This window comes from Pseudomonas medicaginis (genome assembly GCF_965119365.1).
Taxonomy (GTDB): domain Bacteria; phylum Pseudomonadota; class Gammaproteobacteria; order Pseudomonadales; family Pseudomonadaceae; genus Aquipseudomonas.
In genome coordinates this window covers 4,955,259-4,974,140 of sequence record NZ_OZ221631.1, presented here as the reverse complement: position 1 = coordinate 4,974,140, position 18,882 = coordinate 4,955,259, and the positions used below count along the sequence as shown (strand labels likewise).

The following is an 18,882-nucleotide window of genomic DNA, read 5'->3' as shown; positions in this document are numbered from 1 at the left end:
CCGGTCAACCCGGCGTCTTGTCGGTTTCGTTGCGATGGTGTTCCGGCCAGCTGTCGACGGGGTGGGCACGGTCTTCGTTGAACATCTCCGTGAGCAGCGCGTTGGCGCGTCGGTAGGCGTCGTGGCGGAACTTGAGGTCGTCTTCCGGCTGGGCGACGATTTCCTCCAGCATCTTGAGGTTCAGCCGGCGGAACTGATCCGCCCGCTCACGCGCTTCGTAAGCCCCGACACCCATGTGCTCCAGCGCACTGCGACCCAATGACAGCGCGCTCTCGAAGGTTTCCCGCTCGGCGGCTTCCACGCCCATCTGTCGCAGGGTGATGAGGTGCCCCATGTCCCGCGCCCGCACGATCAGTTGCAACGCGGGGAAATGCTCCTGGGCCAGCCGCGTCAGTGCCAGGTTGTCGTCCTGATTGTCGATGGCGTTGATCAACACCACCGCTTGGGCCGCGCCGGCCGCATGCAGCAGGTCGAGGCGGGTGGCATCGCCATAAAAGACTTTCACGCCGAATTTACGCAGCGTCTCGATGTTGTCAGGGTCGTGATCCAATACCACCACCTCGACGCCGCAAGACATCAACAGGCGTCCGGCGATCTGCCCGAAACGCCCGAACCCGGCGATGATCACCCGTGGATTCTGCTGGTCGACGAGGTCGGATTCGCGTTTGTTTTTCTTGGCGACGGACTCGAACCGATCCAGCAACACGATCAGCAAGGGCGTCAGGCACATGGACAGGGCTACCGCCAGGGTCAGGCTCTTGCCCCATTGATCGGTCAAGATGCCGGCCACGGTCGCCGCGCCAAACACCACGAAGGCGAATTCGCTGCCCTGGCCCAGCAACACCGCCTGCCAGGAGCGCTGACCGGCGGGGACGTTGAGGAACCGGCCCGCCATCTTGATCACCAGCAACTTGATCAGGATGAAACCCAGGGTCAGGGTGATGACTTTCAGCGGTGCGTCGATCAGCGTGCCGAAATCGATCGACATGCCGACGCCGATGAAAAACAGACCCAGCAGCAGGCCCTTGAACGGCTCGATGTCGCTCTCCAGGGCATGGCGGTATTCCGAGCTTGCCAGCAACACCCCGGCGAGGAACGCGCCCATGGCCATCGACAACCCGGCTTCTTCCAGCAGAAAGCCGAAGCCGAACACCAGGAAAAGCGCGACGGCACTGAAGATCTCCCGCAAGCCTGAGCGTGCCGCGAAGCGCAGCAGTGGTCGCGTCACGTAGCGTCCCAACAGCACGACGATGGCGATGGCGGCGACGATTTTGCCAATCGATATCAACAGTGCGCTGCCCGAAGGCGTGTCGCCGTGGGCCGACAACAACGGGATCATCGCCACCAGCGGAATCGCCGCGATGTCCTGGAACAGCAGCACGGCAAAGCTGCTGCGGCCAACGGCGGTGGCGGTCAGGTTGCGTTCGCTCATGGCCTGCATGGCAATGGCCGTGGAGGACAGGCTCAACGTCAGGCCGACCAGCAGCGCGGCCGTCCAGTTCAGGCCCAGGGCCGTGCAGAACAAACCAATGGCAGCGCCACAGGCGAGCATCTGCAGGGCACCGCCCCCAAACACCATCCGGCGCAGGGCCCAGAGCCGTTTGGGGTCGAGTTCCAGGCCAATGATGAACAGCATCAAGACCACGCCGATTTCAGCGAACTCCAGGATGGCCTTCACATCGGTGATCAGCTTCAGCCCCCACGGGCCGATGGCGCACCCGGCCAGCAGGTAACCCAATACCGGGCCCAGGCCAAACCGAACCGCAATCGGTACGATCAACGCCGCCGAGCCCAGGTAGATGAGCATTTCAATCAGGCTGTGGGTCTCCATGTCAGTCTTCCTTCCAGGTGGCCAGGCGAGTGGCATAGTGTTCGATTTGCGCGTGTCGGGCATCAGCGGCGGCGGCATAGGCGCCATGCACGACGACCGGTTCCAGCCAGCGCATGCCGCAGTAGATGGCCGTGGCATGGAGGGGTTGGGCCAGCGTCGCGAAACCTGGGTAGTCACCGATCTGGAAATGCGCCTGATCGCCACCGGTGGTAACCGCCCACAGCAGTTTCTTGTCCTTGAGGACCGTGGCGTCTTTGCCATAGGCCCAGCCGTGGGTGAAGACTTTATCGATCCACAGTTTCAGCAGGGGTGGAGTGCTGTACCAGTACATCGGGTGCTGGAGGACGACAAGTTCTGCTTGCTCCACCGCTCGCTGTTCCGCCTCGACGTCGATATCGAAGTTGGGGTAAAGCGCATAGAGCGAGCGTATGACCACGTCCGGGTTGGTCGACACTCGCTCGAGCATCTGCTGGTTGACCCGAGACTTGTCGGGGTAGGGGTGCGCATAAATGATAAGAATCATCGGTGAATTCCTTGGTTTGGCTCCGTCGATTCTTGTCTGTCGTGGGCGCGAACGAGGGCACTGGGTCTAACGATACAAACAAGAGCGCCTTCCCAGAACAGGGTCCAGGCCGGAAAAACCGGACATCCTACCGAGGAAGGCGCTGATTGTTTAGCGCGGATCTGTACATCGGAGCTTTCAGCCCAGCGGCAACGAGATCCTGGCCTCCAATCCGCCGTTCTTTCGATTCCTCAGCGTCAGCGTGCCGCCATGCTCCAGCACCGTCGCCCGGGCCGCCGACAGGCCCAACCCGACGCCGCCGGTGTGCTTGTTGCGAGAACCTTCGAGGCGAAAGAATGGCGTGAAGACCTGCTCAAGGTGTTGGGCGGCAATGCCCGGCCCTCGGTCCAGGACGTGAATGTCCACCCGGTGGGCGTCGGCTTGGAGTCGAACCGTCGGCGTGCCGCCATATTTGATCGCGTTGTCGATCAGGTTGACCAAGGCGCGCTTGATGCCGATGGGACGACCGACGTACACGACGCGCTGGGTGCCTTGGAACCCGACCTCGGTGCCGGCGTCCTTGAGGTCATCGACGATGGTGTGCAGCAGCTCGGCCAGGTCGAACGCGGTGGCATGTTCAAGCCGGGCATCGTCGCGGAAGAATTCCAGGGCGCAATTGACCATCGCCTGCATTTCGTCCACGTCCCTGAACAAGCGCGATTGCTGCTCGGTATCCTCGATGAACTCCCCCCGCAGGCGCATGCGGGTCAACGGCGCGCGCAAGTCATGGGAGATAGCGGCGAGCATCTGCGTGCGGTCCTGTAGAAAGTGCTTGAGCTGGGCCTGCATGGCATTGAACGCGAGGATCGCCTGGCGAATTTCGTGGGGACCGATGACCGGAAGCGGTGGCGCCTGGTGGTCGACGCCGAAGCGCCGGGCGCCTTCGGCGAAACGTTCCAGCGGGGCGGCCAGGTGCCGTGTGGCGATCAGCGCGACGATCAACGTCGAGAGCAGGATCAGGGCGATGATGATCCCGTTGCGCGCCCATTCCTCTAGCCCCCAACTGCGCGAGGGCACGGAGAAGATCACCCACGAATGGTCGGCCAATTCGATGATCACCGCGTAGCGTGCGTCGGGTTGATTGGCTGGCCAGTCGCCCGGTTCGTAGGCTTCGATCCTGGCGTCCGGCCGCCCCAACTGCTGACGCAGTAACGCCGAGCCTTCACTGAACGCCGGGTCGTCGATCTCCGGCAACCGCGCGTCTTCATGCCGTTGCAGCCATTGTGCGTTGAACGCCTGGTCGCTGGCGGCCCTGGCAATCGCGGGGCGTTGTGCCGGGGCGACGGAGTCGATGATGCGGGTGATGGCGGCGGCCTTCTCCATCAGGCCGGTTTCCATCAGGGGAGGGCGCGCCCAGGCACCGGCCAGCAGGCTGAACAGCTCATGAAGGGCCAGCAAGGTCAGCATGGCAATCATGGTGGTCAGGGCGATCCAGCGCGCCACCGTGTCCCGTGGTCGATGAGTGCCCGAGCGCGAGGGCTTCATCGCTTCACCACGTGGGGGCTGAACAGATAGCCGCTGTTGCGCACCGTGCGGATCATCGACGCACCGGTGATGTCGGTCTCCAACTTGCGCCGCAGGCGACTGACCTGGACGTCGATGCTGCGATCGAACGCCTCGAACGCTTCGCCGCGGGCCAGGTCCAGCAACTGCTGGCGGGTCAGCACCCGGCGCGGATGTTCGGCAAACACCAGCAGCAGTTCGAACTCTCCGCTGGACAACGGGATCATGACTTTGTCCGGTGAGCGCAGTTCGCGCCGGGTGACGTCCAGCTGCCAGTTTTCGAACTCCAGGATGGGCCGGGAGGCGTCGCTGGACGCGCCCCTGGCTTCACCGGTACGCCGCAGCACCGAACGCACCCGGGCCAACAGTTCCCGAGCGTCGAACGGCTTGGTCAGGTAATCGTCCGCCCCCAACTCCAGCCCGACGACGCGGTCGCTCAACTCGCCCATTGCGGTGAGCATGATGATCCCGACCGTGTGCTCGGCCCGCAGCCGTTGGCACAGCACCAGGCCGTTGTCCCCCGGCAGCATGACGTCGAGGATGATCAGGTCCGGCACCCGCCGTTCCACCGCCTGCCACAGGGCATTGCCGTCGGCGGCCACATCCACGCTGTAGCCATGTTGTTCGAGGAATTTGCGCAAGAGGGCGAGGACTTCGAGGTCATCGTCCACCAGTAGTAAATGGCTCACGGTGGGCACGCAGGGTAATGAATACAGGGGGAATACTAGGGTCAATCCAGCGCCTGCGTCATATATTTCAACCCGGTAATAAAGTTGCCGGCGGGCAAGATTCTGGAAATCCGCAGGCAAAAAAACGACGGCAGGATGGCCTCGATGTCGGTCAGTTGAACAACCAGCCAACACCGAACCCTGTGGCGAGGGGATTTATCCCCGCCGGGTTGCGAAGGGACCCTCAAACCAGACATCCCAGCGTGTCCGGTTCGTTGAGTCGACAGTTTTGGGGCTGCTTCGCAACCCAGCGGGGATAAATCCCCTCGCCACAAGCGCTGTGTCTGGCACCGTTTCTTAGCTGATTGGCAGCATCCCATTCCTCGCCGAGATGACCCTGTATGCCGATCACCAAGTCCGCTCCGCTGTTCGTTCGATCCACCGTCGTGGTTGTATGGGCGGCACTCGCCAGTGGTTGCTCCAGCACGCCCGCTGCAAAACCGGGCGTGTGCGAGCGCGCGACCTATACCGTTTACGATCCAGCAGAACCGGTCAATCGTGGCATCTTCGCGTTCAACCGAACCGTGGATGACTATGCGCTGGCGCCTGTCGCCCGTGGTTATCTCAAGCTTCCGGAGATGTTCCAGGCCGGCGTCCACAACTTCGTGGCGAACTTCGGCGAGCCCAAGGTGTTCATCAACGATCTGCTGCAAGGCAATGCCCAACGTTCGGTCAACACACTGGGCCGTTTCGTCATCAACACCACGGCGGGCATCGTCGGGCTGATCGACGTGTCGGGCAAGCTGGGCATCGAGCGCCACAACGCCGATTTCGGCCAGACCTTTGGCGTCTGGAACGTCGCCCCCGGGCCGATCGTGGAACTGCCGTTGCTGGGCAGCGCCAACCTGAGGGACGCGACGGGCAAGGTACTGAGTTTTGCGATCGACCCGTTCGGCGACAACAGCAGTACTGTCGACACCCTGGGCACGATCAACACCGTCGGCGGCGTTGTCGATGGCCGTGCCGAGGCATTGCCTCTGACAGACGCGTTGCGGGCCGAGCCTGATGACTACGCGGCGCTTCGCGATGCCACGGCGCAGCGGCGTGCCGATCTCGTCGCGCAGGGCAAATTGGGGGCGGTGTTGGGCGAGGACCCGCAGTGCCAGGATGGAGGCGCTGCCGATGAGTAACCAGGCGCTGGTCTTGCATCGACGGATAAAGCATCTCGGCCGGGAGACGTTGCAGTGCCGTGAAGTTGAGCTGCGGCTGACCGAGGATGGCCAGCATGTGCTGCTTAGTCGCTACGTCGAGTTGTACCGCCACGAGAAGGCTGGCGAGTGTACGGTTCGTCATTACCGGGTGCCGCTGGCGGGCATGATTCGCTGGATGGTTGATCACGCAGAGGAGGCGAGTGCCTAGTCGCGTTCAATACCGCAGGTCGTAGAGCACCGGGTAATGATCGCTGCGCAATGCCTGTCCCCGAAAAATGCGCAGCACTTCATCGTGCCCCCGCACCTTGAGTTCATCGGCATTGCGAATCACCTGGCGATCATGAAGCCAGGACTTCTTGATCTGCACCGCAGCATCGCAATAACCACGTGCTTCCACGCCCTCATGGACGTAGGCATAGTCCAGCTGTGAGGGGATGGCGAAATTGCCGTAGCCCAGGTCACCGCCCAGGAGGCTGGAGACGTACTGGTCGACAGGTGTATAGAAGCGACTCACTTCGTCCAGCTTCTTGTATTCTTTTCTTGCCTGGGTTTCGGTGGAGCGGATGGTGACGTGCGTGAACCCGCTGCCTTCGGGGAACACCGCGTTCATCCGGGTTGCGCCACGGTAGGCGGAGATGGTCTTGGGGGCCGAACTGTAGGGGGTGTTGAGGTCGCCACCGAAAAAAACCAGGCGTTGAAAGTCGCCCTCGTGGATGGAACCGAGTTCCTGCATGTCACCCAGTATCTGCGGCCAGGCGTTCCTGGACGCGTTGGCATGGCAGAAGGCGAATGTATTGCCTTGATCGTCGGTCAGTAACAAGGTGGCGCGCCTGGCCTCGGGGCCCAGCGGCCAAATGTAGCGTTCCCGGAATTCATTGGCCCTGTCCGTGCGCACAAACACCATCGAACCCAGCGTGGTGCTTTTGCGTACGCCACCGTCCTGGTCGAGGGATGACTTGAGGCTATATTGCTGGCTCAGGTCATTGACCAGTCGATCATTGGGGTTGCCGGTGCTGCCCACTTCAAACAGGGCGACAATGTCCGGGTCGTCCTGCTGCAGGACGCATTTGAGCGTGGCCAGTTTTTCCTGGTAGGCATCGCTCATCTTGCCGCCGGCCTGATTGTTCAGGTGCTGGGTATTCCAGATCAGGATTTTGCATTTGGCCACGGCGTCCGCTCCATGAATGCTGCGCCGCAGCAGTATAGATCAAGGTGCCGCGGTAGCGAGCAAGGCCCTGAAAAGCGCTTCGTTCGACCGGTTGGCGGGTTTTTTCCTGCTTGCGGGCCAACTGCTAGACTTTATCGTCCAGTCCTTTGCGGAGAAGCGCAATGAACAATAAAAACAGGATTTGCCTCTGGTACGACGGCACCGCCCAGGAGGCTGCGCAGTTCTACGCCAAAACGTTTCCCGACAGCGCCGTGAACGCCGTCTACCTTGCCCCGAGCGATTATCCGTCGGGCAAGGAGGGCGATGTGATCACCGTGGATTTCACGGTCATCGGCATCCCATGCATCGGCCTCAACGGCGGGCCGGTGTTCAAGCACAACGAGGCCTTTTCATTCCAGATTGCAACTCAAGACCAGGCCGAAACGGACCGCTTGTGGAACGCGATCATCGAAAACGGCGGTGAGGCAAGCGCTTGTGGCTGGTGCAAGGACAAGTGGGGGGTGTCGTGGCAGATCAGCCCTCGCGTGCTGCTTGAAGCGGTCGCCAGTCCCGATAAAGCCGCCGCCAAGCGCGCTTTCGAGGCCATGATGACCATGACCAAGATCGACATTGCGGCGATTGAGGCGGCGGTGAAAGGCTAGCCGGAGCACCCGTGGAAGCTTGCTTGCGACAGCGCCGGGTCAAGCTGACCTACAGGGCTGCTTCAGGCAACCGGGCAATCACCTTGATCTCGAATTGGAAACCATACAGCCATGTCACGCCCACCGCCGTCAGTGTCGGATGCGGCGCGTTGCCCCAGAACTCGGGCACGACGCTCCAGACCCGTTCGAAGATCGACTCGGGATCGACCATGAACACCGTGACGTCCACCACATCGTCAAAGCTGCAATCGGCTGCGGCGAGGATTGCCTTCAGGTTGTTGAACGCCAGCCGCACTTGAGCTTCCAGGTCGGGTTCCGGGGAACCGTCGGCGGTGCTGCCGACTTGCCCCGATACGAACAGCAAACCATTGGAGCGAATCGCCGGTGAATAGCGATTGCGCTCATAGAGTGCCTGGCGTCCAGGCGGGAAAACCACATCGCGCTGTGTCATGAATAGCTCCATCAAAAAGTGGGTTCCAAACGATGAACTCACTCTAGGGGCTTGTGTCCAGCCGATAAACGGGCAACCTTGGCGATCACTGTTTGTAGAATCCAAACAATCGGATCGTCACCCGAGGCAGAAATGGACCGTTTTGATGCGATGCAAGCGTTCGTCCGAGTCGTGGAGGCAGGCAGCTTCACCAAGGCGGCCGAGACCCTGCACATGAGTAAGACCACCGTGACCCAGCTGGTGCAGCAGCTTGAGGCACGGTTGCGGGTCAAGTTGCTCAATCGCACCACGCGCAAAGTCAATGTCACCGCCGACGGCGCCATCTATTACGAACGGGTGATCCGTCTGCTCGCCGACATGGATGACGCCGAGAGCAGTGTCTCCAGCGCCCGGGCGTTGCCTCGCGGTCGTCTGCGGGTGGACGTGCCGAGCCCGCTGGCGGCCCTGATCCTGGTGCCGGCCTTGCCGGGGTTCTATGAGCGGTATCCGGACATCCAGATCGACATGGGCGTCAGCGACCGCATGGTCGACATCATCGATGAAAACGTCGATTGCGTGGTGCGTGGCGGTGAGCTGACGGATCAGTCGCTGGTCGCCCGGCGTGTCGGCGACCTTGCCCTTGGGGTCTTCGCCGCCCCGAGTTACCTGGCACGGTTCGGCTTGCCCGCACATCCGCGGGAGCTGGAAGACTCACACCATCGCACCGTGGGTTTCCTGTGGGCTCGCACCGGTAGAGCCTTGCCCTATGCCATGCGCCGAGACCATGAGCTGCTCCACGTCAAAGGACGCTATGCCCTGGCCATCGACGATGGCAACGCCTACCTCGCGGCCGGTCTGGCGGGGCTGGGGGTGCTCTGGTTGCCCGAGTACATGTCCCGGCGTCACCAGGCGCAAGGCGAGTTGGTGCCGTTGTTCGAAGACTGGCACCTCGACCCGATGCCGCTCTACGTGGCCTACCCTCCGAACCGCCACGTCAATGCCAAGCTGCGGGTGTTCATCGACTGGGTCGTGGCGCTGATGGCGCAGCATGCGCCGGTCGTTGGCAAGGGAAGGGCGCAATGATCGCCGAAGGACTCGCTGTGCTGCTGGGCTACACGATGTATCTGCTGCCAGGCCTCGTGCTCTTTGGCCTCTGGTTGGCGTTGACGCCCAAGACCCAGACCGTGTTGCGTATCGTGATTCTGTTATTGGCATTCGTGTTGATGCGCGATGCGATGACGCCCCTGGGCATGTGGGCCCTGAACGACGATCTGCGGATCGGCTTCCTGGGCAATCCGTTCGTCCTGGCCATGCTGGGGGTTTCGTCTCTGGGATTGGTCGCGGTACTCGCTCGGCTGTTGCCGGATTTATGGTCATTGGTCGTGCTATTCAAAGGTCACCGTCTGACTGGCCTGGCCGTGGGCATCGCCGTGGGTTGCCTCATCGGTTTGCCCCTGCGGTTTTATCAGGACGCTGGGACGGCGATGTCCGGTGGCTGGACCTGGATGCTCGGCATGGCGGTGCTGGCCTATGGCGCCAACGCGCTGGAGGAGGTGCTGTTTCGTGGGTTCTTGCAGGGATACCTTGAGCGACATGTCGGCGCGCTGCGAGCCGCCTTGAGCAGTGCCATGGCGTTTGCGGCGTTGCATGCCTTTCTCGCCTTGAGTGTGACCCAGCTCGGCTGGCCCGTGCTGCTCTTCACGTTGATGGAGGGCTTGGCCTGCGGGCTGGTTCGCATGCGTTATGGGGTGCTGGCATCGACGGCGACGCATGGGACGGCGATCTGGCTGATTGCGGTGCCGATGGTGGGTTAAATGAGTTAAACCAGGCATGGATTGGAGCGGTCGAAGGTTTTACCTCGACTACTCGGCGACAGGGGAGATTTAGCATGGACCGAATCATCGGCGGATGCCTGTGCGGTAACGTTCGTATCGAGGCCGCGGGGCGCCCGTATCGCGTCGGCCTTTGTCACTGCCTCGACTGCCGCAAGCATCATGGGGCACTGTTCTACGCGGCTGCCGTGTTCCCCCAGGACGCGGTGACGATCGAGGGTAAAACCCGGGACTACGCCGGGCGATTTTTCTGCCCTCGCTGTGGCTCGTCACTGTTTGCCCGCTCTGGCGACGAAATCGAAGTGCACCTGGGGGCCCTGGACGCTCCCGATCAACTGATGCCGACCTATGAATGCTGGACCGTACGCCGCGAGTCCTGGTTGCCGGCGTTCCCGTTCGCCCGATGCTATGCCCATGATCGTGAGGGTACGGGGCGGTCTGAGGAATAGATGCAAGGTGTTCCACCGTCATCGCGAGCAAGCTCGCTCCCACAGTTGATCCGGGATGACGCCATGTCTGGAGTCACAACCGACCCCCTGTGGGAGCGAGCTTGCTCGCGATGACGACAGCCCATTCAACACCCATGCAAGCAGGCCCGCCGCTTTCGCGAGCAGGCCCCTCACAACCGATCCAGGTTTTACTCCTTGAGGAATGTCAGCAGATCCTGGTTCAGCCGGTCCTTGTGCGTCTCGGTCAGGCCGTGCGGTGCGCCAGGGTAGACGATCAGGCGAGCGCCCTTGATCAGCGCCGCCGAAGCCCGGCCTGCGGCGTCGATCGGTACGATCTGATCGTCATCGCCATGGATGACCAGGGTCGGCACGTCGAACTTCTTCAGGTCGCCACGGAAGTCTGTCGCCGAGAACGCCGCGATCGAGTCATAGGTATTCTTGCTGCCGCCCTGCATGCCCTGTACCCAGAATGCTTGGATCAGCCCCTGGGATGGCTTGGCACCCTTGCGGTTGTAGCCGTAGAACGGGCCCGAGGCGATGTCCAGGTACAACTGCGAACGGTTCTCCAGGGACGCCTTGCGCAGGCCGTCGAACACTTCGATAGGCAAGCCACCGGGGTTGGTGTCTGTCTTGAGCATCAGCGGCGGAACCGAGGAAACCAGCACGGCTTTCTTCACCCGGCCGGTACCGTGGCGACCAATGTAGCGCGCCACTTCACCGCCTCCCGTCGAGAAGCCCACCAGCGTGACGTCCTTGAGGTCCAGCGCTTCAATCACCGCGGCCAGGTCGTCGGCGTAATGATCCATGTCGTTGCCTTCCCACGGCTGGCTGGAGCGACCATGGCCGCGACGGTCGTGAGCAATCACGCGATAGCCCTTCGACGCGAGGAACATCATCTGGCCTTCCCAGCTGTCGGAGTCCAGCGGCCAGCCGTGGCTGAAGGTCACGACCTGGCCATCACGCGGGCCCCAGTCCTTGTAATACAGCTGCACGCCATCTCGGGTGGTGATGTAGCTGGCGGATTGGATCACGCTGCCGACAGCAGAAACGCTTGCAGCGGCCTGGACCGGCGATGCGGCCTCGGCGCTGAGGGTGGCCAATGCCAGGGTTGCGACTGCCAGGGTGCGGTTCAAGGTGTTCATCGTGTCTCTCTCCATAAAGGTCGGTTTGATCTGCGGCGATCGTCATCGATCGCGTTGGTGGGCAGATTAGAGAGAGAGGCCGACGACGAGAACGGCGCGGGCATCGATAGCAACTATGGGAAAATCCGATAGCTGCGTTTCGTTTCGGTTGTGATGTGTACCTACGCCCCTGTGATGATGCGTTGAACCTCAGGGGATCGATTGGATTCATGTGGACTGCGTCACCTGTCAGGCAAGTGTTTGGGTCTATGCTTACCTTGTCCTCTTGAACCAGGCCCACCCATGCATGAACACCGAACAGTCCGCAGGGAGTACGCGTGAGACATTCGATACCGGCTGCAGCGCTGCTTTGCCTATTGTTCGGCACGGTTGTCAGGGCCGAGCCGTATCAGATCGTCACCGAAGAATGGGCACCGTACAACTACCAGGAAAACAACCAGCTCACCGGCATGACCACCGAGATCGTCCGGGCCATCATGGCGCTGACCGGGGATGATTTCGAGGTGTTGCTGCAACCCAGCATGCGTGCCACCCAAATACTCAAGCACCGCCCCAAGACCATCATGTATTCCCTGTTTCGCACGCCGGAACGCGAGTCGTTGTACAAATGGGTCGGGCCGATCGTGGAAGAATCCATCCACCCTTATCAACTGGCCAATACGCCCCCGCTGAACACCCTGGAACAACTCCTGAACGCACCGCAGATCACCACGCGCCACGCCGGGCTGGTGCCCCAGAGGCTGCAGTCGCTGGGCTTCGATAACCTGGACAAAAGCGCCACCGAGAGCAAGCTGCTCTACCGCATGCTGCTGGCCGGACGCACCGGCATCATTGTCGGCGACACCGATGCGGGGGTGGCCTACTACAGCCGCCAATTGAACATCGCCCCCGGTACCTTGCGACGGATTCCTATCGAGCTGTACCGCTCATCGCTGTACATCGCCTTCAGCCCCGACAGTGAAGATGAAGTGGTGGCGGCGTGGGCTCGTGCGCTGGAGCAGTTGCGGCGTTCCGGGGAGTTGGCGCGGATTCAGCGGCGGTATGAGCGGTAGCGGGCGGAGCGGGGCAAGCTCGACTTGCGCGCGTAGCAGGCTGTTGGAGGGTGTAGCTATGCGAGTCAGCACGGAATGCCGTCCTACGGCAACTGATCGTTTTGCAGTAAACCAAAGAAATCTCTGACAACTTTTTAGGGGGGACCATCGCAAACACACCCCTTACGATCTGACCTTGACTCACTGCTTCGCGTAGCACCGACCGCTCCGCTCACCAACGCGGCGTTGAGTTCGTCGGGAGATGAAGTCTTTCAATTGATCGGAGTGGCTGACCTCTGGGTGTAGCGAACCTGGTCATGCCTTGCCTTGGGCCGCTTCCTGGGCGGTACAGGGCTCCATCATGTCGAGGGCGAAATGGCGCAGGCGCCCCATCAATTGAAAGTCATTATCATTTGATATATTCTCGCGACTCCTCCTCGCTTGAGTCGCTTGCGTGTCCAGGCCATCCGATCCTCATTCCACCGACGGCCAGTTCGAGAGCCATTCGAGTGAGCTGCTGCGCTTCCTCACGCGGCAGGTGAAGTGTGCAGAACTGGCGGCCGACCTGCGCCAGGAGACCTGGCTACGCTTTCGTCGGCGCGAATCCGGGAAAGAGATCGGCAATCTTCGTGCTTTCCTCTATCGCATCGCGCGCAACCTGATCATTGACTACCGCCGTCAGCAAAAATCGCGGCCCGTCGAGGAGGAGATATCCATCGAGTTGGTCAGCGCCCAGCCTGGTCCGGAGCGAGCGGCAAGCGACGCCCAGCGCCTGGAGCGACTGCAGCGCGTGGTCCAGGGTTTGCCACCGCATCTGCGCCAGGCGTTGTTGTGGAATCGCCTGGACGGGCTGACCCAGCGTGAGATCGGCGAGCGCCTGGGTGTCTCGGAAAGCATGGCCGGACGTTATATCCTGAAGGCCCTCGAACACTGCCAGCAGCAGATGGACCCGCAGCCGTGAGTCATCCTTCACTTCTCGAACAGGCCCGGCAATGGCAGGTGCTGCTGCATTCTGGCCGCGCCACCGCTGCCGATCGCACTGCCGCGCAGGCTTGGCGCCAGGCGGCGCCCGAGCACGAGCAGGCGTTGCGTGAGGTGGAAGGGCTGTGGTCGTTGCTCGGCCAGATAGAACGTCCGGCCGAGCAACCTCAGGTGCGCGTGATACGTCGCCATCGACTGTGGGCGACTCCGCTGGCCTGCGCCGCGATGTTGTTGCTCGCCCTGTGGCTACCGCGGGGCACCTGGATTGGCCTGTATGCCGACATCAGCACCCAGCCGGGCGAGGTGCGCGAGGTGCGTCTGGCCGATGGTTCGCTGTTGACCCTCAACGGCGATTCGGCGCTGGACTGGCAGTTTGTCGACGGTCACCGCGAGGTCAGGTTGTACCGCGGCGAGGCGGACTTCCAGGTCGCCCATGACCCGGCCCGGCCGTTCATTGTCAGGGCCGGCGAGGCGCGCATTCGCGTCACCGGCACGCGCTTTGATGTGCGTCTGGAGGAGGGCGGTGTCGACCTCGCGGTAAGCGAGGGTCGCGTGTTGGCTTCCAGCGAGGGGCGCGAGCCGCTGCCGGTGGTCGGCGGGCAGCAGGTGCAGTGGCGCGGCGGGTCGCTGCAGGCGCCGCAGGCATTGGATGCGCGCCAGCGCTTGGGCTGGCAGCGCGGCAAGCTGGTATTCCGCGACCAGCCGCTGGAGCAAGTGTTCGCCGAGCTTGAGCGCAGCCAGTCTGCGCGGGTGCTGTTTATCGACGAAGCCGCTCGCGGGCTACAAGTGACCGGCGTGTTCGCCCTTGACGATCCACAGGCGGTGTTGAGTGCTGTGGAAACCACCTTGCCTGTGCGTCTGGTGCGCCTGCCGGGGTTGATTCTGGTCACGTCCCGCCGTTGAGACCACGCCCGTCCCTTCAAAAGAAGAAAATATTCAGGCGGCGATGGTTCAGAAATCATCGCCGCTTTCGTCTTCCGTTCCTGCAAATGCGACTTCTTCGTATTGACAGTCAAGGACATCAGCATGCGGTCGACTTCCTTCCTCGCGGCGCTAGCCGTTCTCCCCCTGGCCATTGCTGCCGCACAGGCGCGGGCTGTCCAGCTCGACGTGCCTGCCCAGCGGCTCGACGCGGCGCTCACCGATTTCGCCGAGCAGGCCGACGTGCGGCTGCTCTATGACGCCGGCCTGACCCGTGGCAGCGCCGTGGTGCCGGCACTCAAGGGCGACTATTCGGTGGTCGACGGCCTGCAGCGGTTGTTGGAGGGCAGCGGCCTGACCTTCCAGGCCGGCAACGACGGCACCATCACCCTGGTGCCACTGCCTGAGCAGGGCGTGCTGGAACTGGGCCCGACCACCATCAGCGGGCTCGCCGAAGGCCGTGTCGACCTGCCGGCCGAGTACGCCGGCGGGGAGGCGGCGCGGGGTGCCCGCATCGGCGTGCTGGGCAACCAGGACATGCAAGATGTGCCCTTCGCCTTCTCCAGCTACACCTCCGAGCTGATTGAAAAGCGCCAGGCGCAGACCCTGGCCGATGTGCTGGCCAGCGATCCGGGCGTGCGTCAGTCGTTCGGCTTCGGCAACTTCTCCCAGGTGTTCGTCGTACGCGGGTTCCAGCTGCTCAGCGACGATATTGCCTTCAACGGGCTGTACGGCATTCTGCCGCGCCAGATCATTTCCACCGAGTCGGTCGAGCGGGTCGAGGTGTTCAAGGGGGCCAACGCCTTCGTTAATGGCGTATCGCCGTCGGGCAGCGGTGTCGGTGGGGCGATCAATGTGGTCTCCAAGCGTGCCGAAGATACCCCCACGCGCAGCGCCACCCTGGACTATGCCAGCGACAGCCGGGTGGGTGGGCACCTCGACCTGGGCCAGCGCTTCGGCGAGGACAACCGCTTCGGCGTGCGGGTGAACCTGGCCCAGCGCGAGGGCGAGACCGCGGTGGACGATGAGCACTCGCGCTTCAGCCTGGCCACCCTCGGTCTGGATTACCGCGGTGACCGTCTGCGGCTGTCTGCGGATATCGGTTACCAGAAGCAACGGGTCAATGAGGGGCGCTCGGTGGTCTACCTCACCACGACGGGACCTACCAGCACCCTCAACGGCAAGACGCCGTCGGCACCCGACGCCGACCACAACTACGCGCAACCCTGGAGTTGGTCGCAGCTCGAAGACACCTATGGCATGTTCAGCGCCGAGTACGACCTGTCGCCCACATGGACTGCCTACCTGAGCGCAGGCGGCAAATACACGCGGGAGAACGGTGTCTACGCCTCCAACTACGTTTACGGCGCGAATGGCGACGCCCGTATCGGCCGCCTCTATTCGCCGCTGGACCAGGAAACCCTGAGCGCCGTCACCGGGCTGCGCGGCGAACTCGCCACCGGGCCGGTCAGCCACAGCATCAACCTGGCCGCCAACGGCATCTGGCAGGAAAAGCGCAACGCGTTCGAGTCCACCGCGGCGGGCAGTCGCGGCTTCGGCAATCTGTATGAGGGCCAGCCCGTCGCCGAGCCGCCGGCCACCAGCGTCTCCGGCGATATCCACGACCCGGACACCACCGCCAAGGTGCAGAACCGTAGCCTGGCGGTGTCCGACACCCTGGGCTTGCTCGGCGACCGCGTGCTGCTGACCCTGGGCGTGCGCCGCCAGTCCATCGGCGCCGACGCCTGGAGCGCGGCCAGCGGTGCCCGTACCTCCAGCTACCAGGAAAGTATCACCACGCCGGCCTATGGCCTGGTGGTCAAGCCCACCGAGTACCTGTCGCTCTATGCCAACCGCGTCGAGTCTCTGCAACAGGGGCCGACCGCGCCGGTCGCCGCGCTCAACAACGGCGAGATGTTCGCGCCCTATCGCTCCAAGCAGACCGAGGTGGGCGCCAAGCTCGACTGGGGCACCTTCGGCGGCAGCCTTAGCCTGTTCCGCATCGAGCAGCCCCAGGGCGTGCTCGGTGGCGACGGCTACTACCGGGTGGATGCCGAGCAGCGCAATCGCGGCGTGGAACTGAGCCTGTTCGGCGAGCCGCTGGACGGCCTGCGCCTGCTGAGCGGCGCCACCTGGACCAAAGCCGAACTGCGCGGCACCGCTGGCGGTCGCGACGACGGCAACCAGGCGGTGGGTGTGCCGAAATTCCAGTTCAACCTGGGCGCCGACTGGGATGTGCCCGGCATGCCCGGGGTGAGCCTGAACGGCCTGCTACTGCGCACCGGCGGCCAGTTCGTTGACAGCGCCAACGAATACAGCATCCCCGCCTGGACCCGCGTCGACCTGGGCGCGCGCTATCGGACGAAAATGGATGGCCGCGGGGTGACCTTCAACGCGATGCTGGAAAACGTCGCCGATGAGAACTACTGGGCCTCGGCCAATGGTGGTTATCTGACCCAGGGGGCACCGCGTACGCTGAAGGTGTCGGCTACTGTTGATTTCTGAGGTTGTTGGCGATTAAAGAGGTGCCGTCGCAAGCTCTGTGAAAACACGCAAAGGCGCTTTCGCCAGACGCTCCGAGAGGCTGCATTGCAGCCTCTCTATTGTTATTGCGCAAGCGTTCAGCCAAGTCACCGGTCAACGAGCGTGATTCCGCCAGATATCAACTGATATGCAAGTAGTTTGCTCGATATCGTTTGCCCCATCGGCTTCCGCTTGTCACCGCCAGGTTGGAGCCACATGAATGGCTAAGTCACAAAAATGGGGCAGACCACGATCATGTGACGGGTCGATCGCAGGTGAATTCAAGATCGTGGTCTGTCCCAGCTTTCTGCTTCGCTGCCTCCAGCATTGGCTTGGATCGGGCAGCGGCCGTGAAGCGCCAACTCGGTTCAAGCTTGGCCATCGCAATAGTCTCCTGCGCCGTACCGCCAACGCCAACGAGCAGGATTTTTGACGAACTTGCCAAGCGGCGCAAATCTGCTCCTCAAAAGAAGTCAGCCCTGCACGCCAGATGCCTGCAGGGCTTTTTTGTTTTACGTGCTTGAACGCTCGCGCACACCGAGTCGCTCACGTTGCCTCGAGCACCAAGGCCGGCTTGAGCGGCGTCGCTTGATAGACCAGCAGTTGCCATTGTTCATCGGTTTTCTGCCACGCCGTGAGCGTTCGGTTATGCAGCTGTTTTCGCAGGCCCCCGGAGGTGACGGTGGCGACCATTTCCCCAAACGCGATCGCCAGTTCACCCACTCGGGTCACTTTGTCGATTTGATGGTTCAGGGTGTGATAGATGAACTCCCGGGAGCGACATTTCTCAAGGTAGCTCTTGAGATCGTCGACCACACCGCTGGCGTGGACGTAGGTCAGGTCCGGGTGGAACAGATAGCTGAAGATATCCAAATGACCGCCGAGCATGGCGGCACTGCGTTGTGCTTCGCAGGTGCGGATCACCAGGTCGATCTGATCGTTATGCGTCATAAGCCGTTCCTCGAGCCGCCGTGACGATAATTTCGATCAGCAGCTTGCCGCCCAGGTCGACGCCGTAACAGGCGCGCTGGGGCCAGTGCTGCGGGTTGTCGCCGATCCAGCGGGCCCAGATTTCATCGACCACGGGTTTGCTGGCCATGTCCGCCAGCAGCACCTGGGCCGACAGCATGCGCGAGGTGTGGGAGCCAAGGCCTTCGAGGCTGGTGCTCAACGCGGCCAGGGCTTGGTGAGTCTGGCCGACGATGTCCAGTGAGATGTCCGCAGAGGTTGCCACGGTGTAGACGACGTTGGCGTAGGCGCAGGAACGGCTACGTCCTGCGTGGCCGCTCGGGACGCGTTCAATTGTCTGCATAGGGGTTTTCATCCAGGTTGAAGTGAGACAGAAGCCAGCATCGATGGGCTTCTGTCATCCGTGATTAAACCGGCTGCGTTGCCTCTTCCGCGGCAATGGCGGCCTGCACGCTTGGGCGTGCTTCGATGCTCGCCATGAACGACGCCAGTTGCGGCCAGTCCTTGACATCAATATTAAAGAACGGGAGCCACTTGAGTACGGTGAACAGGTAGGCATCGGCTAGGCCGAAGGCACCCAGCAGGTAGTCTTTGTCCGCCAGACCCTTGTTCAGGTAGTCCAGGCGCTTGAACAGTTTCTGCCGGAAAATTTCTTTGGCTGACTCAGGAATATCAGCATTGAACAGTGGCGCGCTGCCGCCATGGATTTCCGAGGTGATGAAGTTCAGCAGTTCCTGCAGGCGGGTGCGCTCCCAGGTGCCGTTGGCGGGAGCCAGGGAATTGCCCGGCACCAGGTCGGCCAGGTATTGCACAATGGCCGGGCCTTCGGTCAGCACCTGGCCGTTGTCCAGCACCAGCGCGGCGACGTAACCCTTGGGGTTGAGGTCGCGGAAGTCGTGGCCGTCGGCGGTGGCTTTGGTCTTGTTGTTGACCCGGATCAGCTCGAAGGGCAGGCCCAGTTCACGCAGCACGATATGCGGCGAGAGGGAGCAGGTCATGGGGGCAAAGTACAGTTTCATG

The 18,882-nt window shown here is 62.3% G+C and carries 20 protein-coding genes; 10 read left to right on the top strand and 10 right to left on the bottom strand.

What is annotated here, in order from left to right:
* Positions 1-4: 4 nt before the first annotated feature.
* From kefC to ACMTA2_RS21545, 4 genes are all read right to left on the bottom strand, one after another.
* Positions 5-1,831, bottom strand: a complete 1,827-nt coding sequence (kefC, locus tag ACMTA2_RS21560; protein WP_413791694.1) for a glutathione-regulated potassium-efflux system protein KefC — start codon at positions 1,829-1,831, stop codon at positions 5-7.
* A gap of 1 nt (position 1,832) precedes the next feature.
* Positions 1,833-2,354, bottom strand: coding sequence for a glutathione-regulated potassium-efflux system oxidoreductase KefF (kefF, locus tag ACMTA2_RS21555; RefSeq protein ID WP_413791693.1), 522 nt, complete (start codon positions 2,352-2,354; stop codon positions 1,833-1,835).
* 177 nt (positions 2,355-2,531) lie between these two features.
* On the bottom strand, positions 2,532-3,878 hold the full coding sequence (locus tag ACMTA2_RS21550; protein ID WP_413791692.1) for an ATP-binding protein: 1,347 nt from the start codon (positions 3,876-3,878) through the stop codon (positions 2,532-2,534).
* The gene (locus ACMTA2_RS21545; RefSeq protein ID WP_413791691.1) at positions 3,875-4,585 is read right to left on the bottom strand and encodes a response regulator; all 711 of its coding nucleotides are present in this window, start codon (positions 4,583-4,585) and stop codon (positions 3,875-3,877) included. The genes ACMTA2_RS21550 and ACMTA2_RS21545 overlap by 4 nt, the downstream gene beginning before the upstream one ends.
* Before the next feature lie 380 nt (positions 4,586-4,965).
* Between ACMTA2_RS21545 and ACMTA2_RS21540 the strand changes: the two genes are divergently transcribed.
* Both ACMTA2_RS21540 and ACMTA2_RS21535 read left to right on the top strand, forming a co-directional pair.
* Positions 4,966-5,754 (top strand): MlaA family lipoprotein, encoded by a 789-nt coding sequence (locus ACMTA2_RS21540; protein ID WP_413791690.1) that lies wholly within the window; start codon positions 4,966-4,968, stop codon positions 5,752-5,754.
* On the top strand, positions 5,747-5,983 hold the full coding sequence (locus ACMTA2_RS21535) for a hypothetical protein (protein ID WP_413791689.1): 237 nt from the start codon (positions 5,747-5,749) through the stop codon (positions 5,981-5,983). The genes ACMTA2_RS21540 and ACMTA2_RS21535 overlap by 8 nt, the downstream gene beginning before the upstream one ends.
* A gap of 6 nt (positions 5,984-5,989) precedes the next feature.
* Here ACMTA2_RS21535 and ACMTA2_RS21530 read toward each other — a convergent pair whose 3' ends face one another.
* Positions 5,990-6,943, bottom strand: a complete 954-nt coding sequence (locus ACMTA2_RS21530; RefSeq protein WP_413791688.1) for an endonuclease/exonuclease/phosphatase family protein — start codon at positions 6,941-6,943, stop codon at positions 5,990-5,992.
* A gap of 161 nt (positions 6,944-7,104) precedes the next feature.
* On the opposite strand from ACMTA2_RS21530, the gene ACMTA2_RS21525 reads away from it, so the two are divergent.
* Positions 7,105-7,584, top strand: coding sequence for a VOC family protein (locus tag ACMTA2_RS21525; protein WP_413791687.1), 480 nt, complete (start codon positions 7,105-7,107; stop codon positions 7,582-7,584).
* Positions 7,585-7,633: 49 nt separating this feature from the next.
* On the opposite strand, the gene ACMTA2_RS21520 is transcribed toward ACMTA2_RS21525, so the two are convergent.
* A complete protein-coding gene (locus ACMTA2_RS21520) occupies positions 7,634-8,035 on the bottom strand; it encodes a RidA family protein (RefSeq protein ID WP_413791686.1) in 402 nt (133 codons plus the stop codon).
* Between the two features lie 132 nt (positions 8,036-8,167).
* On the opposite strand from ACMTA2_RS21520, the gene ACMTA2_RS21515 reads away from it, so the two are divergent.
* The 3 genes from ACMTA2_RS21515 to ACMTA2_RS21505 all read left to right on the top strand — a co-directional run bounded on the left by ACMTA2_RS21515 (position 8,168) and on the right by ACMTA2_RS21505 (position 10,295).
* Positions 8,168-9,097 (top strand): LysR family transcriptional regulator, encoded by a 930-nt coding sequence (locus ACMTA2_RS21515; protein WP_413791685.1) that lies wholly within the window; start codon positions 8,168-8,170, stop codon positions 9,095-9,097.
* Positions 9,094-9,828 carry a CPBP family glutamic-type intramembrane protease gene (locus ACMTA2_RS21510; protein ID WP_413791684.1) on the top strand — a complete coding sequence of 245 codons (735 nt, stop codon included), beginning with the start codon at positions 9,094-9,096 and terminating at the stop codon, positions 9,826-9,828. The genes ACMTA2_RS21515 and ACMTA2_RS21510 overlap by 4 nt, the downstream gene beginning before the upstream one ends.
* 74 nt (positions 9,829-9,902) lie before the next feature.
* Entirely contained in the window at positions 9,903-10,295 is a 393-nt protein-coding gene (locus ACMTA2_RS21505; RefSeq protein ID WP_413791683.1) for a GFA family protein, read from the top strand.
* A gap of 188 nt (positions 10,296-10,483) precedes the next feature.
* Here the strand turns inward: ACMTA2_RS21505 and ACMTA2_RS21500 are convergent, their stop codons facing one another.
* Entirely contained in the window at positions 10,484-11,437 is a 954-nt protein-coding gene (locus ACMTA2_RS21500; RefSeq protein WP_413791682.1) for an alpha/beta fold hydrolase, read from the bottom strand.
* Between the two features lie 317 nt (positions 11,438-11,754).
* Here ACMTA2_RS21500 and ACMTA2_RS21495 point away from each other — a divergent pair, with 317 nt between their 5' ends.
* The 4 genes from ACMTA2_RS21495 (at position 11,755) to ACMTA2_RS21480 (ending at position 16,875) form a co-directional block, all read left to right on the top strand.
* A complete protein-coding gene (locus ACMTA2_RS21495; protein WP_413791681.1) occupies positions 11,755-12,489 on the top strand; it encodes a substrate-binding periplasmic protein in 735 nt (244 codons plus the stop codon).
* Positions 12,490-12,922: 433 nt separating this feature from the next.
* Positions 12,923-13,429 (top strand): RNA polymerase sigma factor, encoded by a 507-nt coding sequence (locus tag ACMTA2_RS21490; protein WP_413791680.1) that lies wholly within the window; start codon positions 12,923-12,925, stop codon positions 13,427-13,429.
* Entirely contained in the window at positions 13,426-14,352 is a 927-nt protein-coding gene (locus tag ACMTA2_RS21485) for a FecR family protein (protein WP_413791679.1), read from the top strand. Before ACMTA2_RS21490 ends, ACMTA2_RS21485 begins: the two co-directional genes overlap by 4 nt.
* 123 nt (positions 14,353-14,475) lie before the next feature.
* Positions 14,476-16,875 (top strand): TonB-dependent siderophore receptor, encoded by a 2,400-nt coding sequence (locus ACMTA2_RS21480; protein WP_413791678.1) that lies wholly within the window; start codon positions 14,476-14,478, stop codon positions 16,873-16,875.
* 564 nt (positions 16,876-17,439) lie between these two features.
* Here the strand turns inward: ACMTA2_RS21480 and ACMTA2_RS21475 are convergent.
* From ACMTA2_RS21475 to gstA, 3 genes are all read right to left on the bottom strand, one after another.
* A complete protein-coding gene (locus ACMTA2_RS21475) occupies positions 17,440-17,844 on the bottom strand; it encodes a nuclear transport factor 2 family protein (protein ID WP_413791677.1) in 405 nt (134 codons plus the stop codon).
* A complete protein-coding gene (locus ACMTA2_RS21470) occupies positions 17,834-18,205 on the bottom strand; it encodes a Rid family hydrolase (protein ID WP_413791676.1) in 372 nt (123 codons plus the stop codon). Before ACMTA2_RS21470 ends, ACMTA2_RS21475 begins: the two co-directional genes overlap by 11 nt.
* A 64-nt stretch (positions 18,206-18,269) precedes the next feature.
* The gene (gene gstA / locus ACMTA2_RS21465) at positions 18,270-18,881 is read right to left on the bottom strand and encodes a glutathione transferase GstA (protein ID WP_413791675.1); all 612 of its coding nucleotides are present in this window, start codon (positions 18,879-18,881) and stop codon (positions 18,270-18,272) included.
* Position 18,882 lies beyond the last annotated feature (1 nt).

Excerpts from the sequence above, each read along its gene's own strand:
- ACMTA2_RS21505 (WP_413791683.1), top strand. The coding sequence starts at position 9,903 with ATGGACCGAATCATCGGCGGATGCCTGTGCGGTAACGTTCGTATCGAG.
- ACMTA2_RS21535 (WP_413791689.1), top strand. The coding sequence starts at position 5,747 with ATGAGTAACCAGGCGCTGGTCTTGCATCGACGGATAAAGCATCTCGGC.
- kefC (WP_413791694.1), bottom strand. The coding sequence starts at position 1,831 with ATGGAGACCCACAGCCTGATTGAAATGCTCATCTACCTGGGCTCGGCG.
- ACMTA2_RS21470 (WP_413791676.1), bottom strand. The coding sequence starts at position 18,205 with ATGCAGACAATTGAACGCGTCCCGAGCGGCCACGCAGGACGTAGCCGT.
- ACMTA2_RS21520 (WP_413791686.1), bottom strand. The coding sequence starts at position 8,035 with ATGACACAGCGCGATGTGGTTTTCCCGCCTGGACGCCAGGCACTCTAT.
- ACMTA2_RS21515 (WP_413791685.1), top strand. The coding sequence starts at position 8,168 with ATGGACCGTTTTGATGCGATGCAAGCGTTCGTCCGAGTCGTGGAGGCA.
- gstA (WP_413791675.1), bottom strand. The coding sequence starts at position 18,881 with ATGAAACTGTACTTTGCCCCCATGACCTGCTCCCTCTCGCCGCATATC.
- ACMTA2_RS21525 (WP_413791687.1), top strand. The coding sequence starts at position 7,105 with ATGAACAATAAAAACAGGATTTGCCTCTGGTACGACGGCACCGCCCAG.
- ACMTA2_RS21500 (WP_413791682.1), bottom strand. The coding sequence starts at position 11,437 with ATGAACACCTTGAACCGCACCCTGGCAGTCGCAACCCTGGCATTGGCC.
- ACMTA2_RS21480 (WP_413791678.1), top strand. The coding sequence starts at position 14,476 with ATGCGGTCGACTTCCTTCCTCGCGGCGCTAGCCGTTCTCCCCCTGGCC.
- kefF (WP_413791693.1), bottom strand. The coding sequence starts at position 2,354 with ATGATTCTTATCATTTATGCGCACCCCTACCCCGACAAGTCTCGGGTC.
- ACMTA2_RS21550 (WP_413791692.1), bottom strand. The coding sequence starts at position 3,878 with ATGAAGCCCTCGCGCTCGGGCACTCATCGACCACGGGACACGGTGGCG.
- ACMTA2_RS21510 (WP_413791684.1), top strand. The coding sequence starts at position 9,094 with ATGATCGCCGAAGGACTCGCTGTGCTGCTGGGCTACACGATGTATCTG.
- ACMTA2_RS21475 (WP_413791677.1), bottom strand. The coding sequence starts at position 17,844 with ATGACGCATAACGATCAGATCGACCTGGTGATCCGCACCTGCGAAGCA.
- ACMTA2_RS21540 (WP_413791690.1), top strand. The coding sequence starts at position 4,966 with ATGCCGATCACCAAGTCCGCTCCGCTGTTCGTTCGATCCACCGTCGTG.